Annotated in this window: 4 protein-coding genes, 1 tRNA gene and 1 pseudogene; 1 reads left to right on the top strand and 5 read right to left on the bottom strand. The window is 64.5% G+C overall.

Annotated elements, in window-relative coordinates; all coding sequences use genetic code 11:
- The 5 genes from sixA to JHD73_RS27180 form a co-directional block, all read right to left on the bottom strand.
- On the bottom strand, positions 1 to 381 hold a 381-nt coding region (gene sixA / locus JHD73_RS27200; RefSeq protein ID WP_199033245.1), incomplete at its 3' end, for a phosphohistidine phosphatase SixA.
- A 132-nt stretch (positions 382 to 513) separates the two neighbouring features.
- Positions 514 to 590 (bottom strand) — tRNA-Pro (locus JHD73_RS27195).
- A gap of 35 nt (positions 591 to 625) precedes the next feature.
- The gene (locus JHD73_RS27190) at positions 626 to 1,447 is read right to left on the bottom strand and encodes a sulfite exporter TauE/SafE family protein (protein ID WP_199033244.1); all 822 of its coding nucleotides are present in this window, start codon (positions 1,445 to 1,447) and stop codon (positions 626 to 628) included.
- A gap of 2 nt (positions 1,448 to 1,449) precedes the next feature.
- The gene (locus JHD73_RS27185) at positions 1,450 to 2,715 is read right to left on the bottom strand and encodes an FAD/NAD(P)-binding oxidoreductase (protein WP_199033243.1); all 1,266 of its coding nucleotides are present in this window, start codon (positions 2,713 to 2,715) and stop codon (positions 1,450 to 1,452) included.
- 93 nt (positions 2,716 to 2,808) lie between these two features.
- Complete coding sequence (locus tag JHD73_RS27180) at positions 2,809 to 3,171, bottom strand: metalloregulator ArsR/SmtB family transcription factor (protein WP_199033242.1); 363 nt, start codon at positions 3,169 to 3,171, stop codon at positions 2,809 to 2,811.
- A 106-nt stretch (positions 3,172 to 3,277) separates the two neighbouring features.
- Between JHD73_RS27180 and JHD73_RS27175 the strand changes: the two are divergent.
- A pseudogene (locus tag JHD73_RS27175) lies at positions 3,278 to 3,451 on the top strand (MBL fold metallo-hydrolase); the annotation flags it as partial.

Raw genomic sequence — 3,451 nt, 5'->3', positions numbered from 1 at the left:
CACGCTCCACTCCATCTCAGCGCCCGCAATCAGCAGGCTGGCCAGGCGGCCGAGCCACGGCTGATGGCCGACCAGCAGCAAGTTCGTGCTCGAAGGCCAGTCGATTGCCGCAAGGATGGTGCTGACGTCTGCTCCCGGGGCGATATCGGGCAGTGTCTGGAAATGCTCGGTGAGGGCGCGCGCAGTCTGCTGCGTACGCACAGCGGGGCTGACCAGCACGCGCGTATCTTCCGGCAGGCGGGGGCGCAGCCAGGCGGCCATTTTCTCGGCCTGCTTTTCGCCGCGCTTGGTCAGTTCACGCTGGAGGTCGGTGCTGCGCTGGATGCGCAAGGATGCGGCCACGTCTTCGGCTTCGGCGTGGCGCCACAGGATGAGATTCATGGAGCGGTTCTGCTGGTAGTGCAATAAGGCGCTGATGCAGCGTTTATATCACTACCGTATGACGCCATCTGCCGCCCAAACAAAAACGGCTTACGCGATGAACGTAAGCCGTTTTTGTTGACTGCCAAATTTTGGTCGGAGCGGAGAGATTCGAACTCCCGACCCACTGGTCCCAAACCAGTTGCGCTACCAGGCTGCGCTACGCTCCGGAATCGGCGATTTTACCGCTTTCACAACAGATCGGTCAAATCATTGTTCGAACGATCAATCCGAGGGCGACCACACCGGCAAATGCCGCGAACCCCTGCTGCAGTGCTGGCCCCGCCAGATGCTTAGCGAAGCGGCGTCCGGCCAGCATGCCGGTCAGCGCGCCCGCGGCAAATGGCAGCGCGATGTGCCAGTCGACATGGCCGCCAATGGCCGAAGCCACCACGCCGCCGGTGGATACCAGTGCAATCACCGCTAGCGATGTGGCGACGATCGTCTGCATCGGCAGGTCGGTCGCACGGCGCAAGGCCGGCACAATAACGAAGCCGCCGCCAACGCCCAGCAACCCAGACAGGAACCCTGCGCCCACGCCTGATGCGGCCAATGCCCGCGCGCACGGCAGCGTCCAGACCAGCTTGGCCGTTGTGGTGTCGAGATGGCAGGGTGGTGCTGCGCGCCGTGGCGTGTCTGTCGCGGGCGTCCCGCCGCGGGCCTGACGGAACATGCGTACCGCCACATAGGCGAGCACGACGGCGAACAGCAGCGTCAACGGCGTATTCGGCACACGATGCGCCACCCAGATGCCAAATGGCGACACCACCACGCCGCACAGCGCCATCAGCCCGGCCGCCTTGTAGCGGACCTTGCCTTCTCGCAGGCCGAGCATCGCCCCCAGCCCCGCCGACAAGCCCACCGCCAGTAGCGCGATCGGCGCAGCTTCAGGCACCGACAGGTGCAGCCCAAAGATCAGCAGCGGCACCGCGACGATGGCACCGCCCGCACCCGTGAGCGCAAGGATGAGCCCAACCACCGAGCCCAGGCCTGCGCTGATGATCCAGCCGATTTCTACCGGAGACATGCTTAGCGTCCTGAGGGCGTGGTCGGCCGTGCCAGCCATTCGCGGCCCTTGAGCAGCGCATTCCAGTACAGCCAGGGCAGCAGCGTCTTCTTGAGCCACCAGGCAGACTTGCGCGCCACCGTCGGCAGCAGCGGGAACGTTGGCAGCAGTTTGCCGCCGTAGCCGAACTCGGCCAGTACGACCTTGCCGCGTTCAACGGTGAGCGGGCAGGCGCCGTAGCCGTCGTAGCGCGTGGGCAATGTTTGACCTTCGCGATGGGCGAGCAGGTTCTCGGCAACAACCACGATCTGCTTGCGTGCTGCGGCTGCCGTCTTGGCGTTGGGCGTGGAGCTGGCGTCGCCGAGCGAGAACACATCGGCGTGGCGCACATGCTGCAGCGTAGCGGGGTCGACCTCGCACCAGCCGGCGGCATCGCCCAGGCCGCTTTCGGCAATGAAGGCCGGCGGCACCTGCGGCGGCACCACGTGCAGCATGTCGAATGGCTTGGCGGTGCGCACGACTTCGCCATCGGCGTTCTTGTGCTCGAACCAGGCCATGCGTGCGGGGCCATCGACTGCCACCAGCGTGGAGCCGAATGCCAGCTTGGCGCGATAGCGCTCTACATAGCGCATCAAGGGCGGTACGAAGGCTTCGACGCCGAACAGTGCCGCCCCGGCCAGGTTGAACTCTACGTTGACGCGATCGAGCACACCTGTGCGCTGCCAGTGGTCGCACGCAAGGTACATCGCCTTTTGCGGTGCGCCCGCGCATTTGATCGGCATGGCGGGCTGCGTGAAGAGCGCACGGCCCGAGCGCAGGCTGCGCACCAATGACCACGTGTACGGCGCCAAATCAAACCTATAGTTGGACGTAACGCCGTTCTGGCCGAGCGCCGCTTCCAGGCCTTCGATGCGCTCCCACGCGAGGCGCAGCCCCGGGCAGACGATCAGTTGGCGATAGGTCAGCGTCTGGCCGTTGTCGAGGTGCACACGGTGCGCATCGGCTTCAATGTGCGTGGCTGCTGCGCGAATCCGCTGCACGCCGGCCGGCAGCAACGAATCGGTCTGCCGTGCCGTGGCCTTGGCGTCGAACACGCCGCCACCCACGAGCGTCCATGCCGGCTGGTAGTAGTGCACGTCAGACGGCTCGACGATGGTGATGCCGAGCTGCGGGCGGCGCCGGCGCAGGCTGGCCGCCACGCCAATGCCGGCCGCGCCGCCGCCGAGGATGAGCACATCACAGTCGACGGCAGGCGTGGACGCGGGCAGGGAAGGGGATTCGGTATGCATGCAATTTCAGTTGGGGCTGCCGGGCAAACCGGCTGGTGCTTCGATGAGGGGCGCGGCGTTGGCACATCGCAAGCCGCTGCCATGCAAGGCGATCTATCTGACGCTTTTGAGGACTTTGCCGCAGTACAACGCAGACAGCGTCTGCATGATCTGGATGACCTCGAAGCTGGCCAGCCGGTAGTAGATGTACTTGCCTTCGCGGCGCGTGCTGACGAGGCCTTCATCGCGCAGCACACCCAACTGCTGCGACAGGCTGGGTTGGTGCAGACCGACCAGTGTTTCCAGCTCGCCAACATTGCGCTCGCCCTGCGTGAGTTGGCAGAGCAGCAGCAGGCGGTCCTCATGCGCCATGGCTTTGAGTACCGCGCATGCCTGGGAAGCCGAGTCGCGCAGCATGGAGATGGCCGCTTCAGGTAGCGGCACAACTTGGTTTGGGTCAGTTGTCGGGGCAGTCATCAGGGCGCGGCGCTTCTCGTTCTATTTGGTTCTGTTTGCGCTATTGGCAGACAGAATGTCTGACGATATTATATAAAAATATAGATTGTGTGCGGAAGCCCCCATCATGCAAGCCCAGATCGAACCGTTTTTTGATGCCGACACGTGCACCATGACCTACGTGGTCCACGCTGGGCCCGGTACGCCGTGCGCAGTGATCGACTCGGTACTTGATTACGACCCGAAATCCGGCCGTACGCGCACCAAGTCTGCCGACCGCGTGGCCGCCTTCATCGAGGCG

The organism is Ralstonia sp. ASV6 (assembly GCF_016429285.1).
GTDB classification, from domain to species: domain Bacteria; phylum Pseudomonadota; class Gammaproteobacteria; order Burkholderiales; family Burkholderiaceae; genus Ralstonia; species Ralstonia flaminis.
This window is presented reverse-complemented; position numbering and strand designations above follow the sequence as displayed.